We start from the raw sequence: 915 nt of genomic DNA on the forward strand, positions 1-915 counted from the left end.
GCTTAGAGTCCGTTTTGAAATTCACGGGTGAGCGTTTCGGCGGATGAGATTGCCGCCCATTGCGACAAGGATCATGGCTTGCGAGACGTCGATGCGCTGCTCGTAGTCGCGCACGAGGCGGCGCCACCTTGTCATCCAGCCGAAGGTCCGCTCGACGACCCAGCGGCGGGGCAGGATCTGGAAGCCCTTCTGGTCGTCGGATCGACGGATGATCTCGACCACGAAGTCGAGATAGGCGGCTTTGTCCATGAGCTTCAGCCTGTCATAGGCGCCGTCGGCGAACAGATGCTTCACCCAGGGCCAACGCTTGCGGATGCCGTCCAGGATCGCCTGAGCACCGGCACTGTCGGAGATATCGGCGGTGGTGAGGTTGACCATCAAGAGCCGCCCATCCGTATCGACGGCAATGTGTCGCTTGCGGCCGACAATCTTCTTGCCGGCGTCGTAACCCCTTGTTTCAGCTTGCGGAGCTTTGACCGACTGGCTGTCGATCACGCCAGCCGTGGGACTGGCCTCGCGCCCGGCTCGCTCGCGATCCAGCATCAGCGCCACGTCGTGGATGGTCTGGAACAGAAAACGCCGCGCCAACTCGCGGAACCAGCCGTAGACCGTCTGCCAGGGCCCGAAATGGATCGGCAGCATCCGCCAACCGCAACCGGAGCGGACCAGGTAGCGCACGGCGTTGACCACCTCCCGGAAATCAATCTCGCGCGGACGGCCGCGACGCCCAGGCTTGGGCATCAGCGGCGCGAACTGCTCCCACTCCTCGTCCGTCAAATCAGACGGGTAGCGCTTGGTCTTCTTGGCGATCTGGGCCATCCGGCCACGGCTCTGCTCTGTCCACATCTAAAGCTTGAATCACAACCAAGCCTCAGACGGAACCCATAGCCAGCCGATTTTCAAAACGGTCTCTTA

At 62.0% G+C, this 915-nt stretch carries 1 protein-coding gene; it reads right to left on the reverse strand.

All coding sequences use genetic code 11. The annotated features are described in order from the left end of the window. Positions 1–21: 21 nt before the first annotated feature. A complete protein-coding gene (locus NKJ91_RS33660; RefSeq protein WP_352458937.1) occupies positions 22–846 on the reverse strand; it encodes an IS5 family transposase in 825 nt (274 codons plus the stop codon). Positions 847–915: the final 69 nt, after the last annotated feature.

The sequence above is a fragment of the Mesorhizobium sp. M0040 genome (assembly GCF_040323505.1).
Taxonomy (GTDB): Bacteria; Pseudomonadota; Alphaproteobacteria; order Rhizobiales; family Rhizobiaceae; genus Mesorhizobium.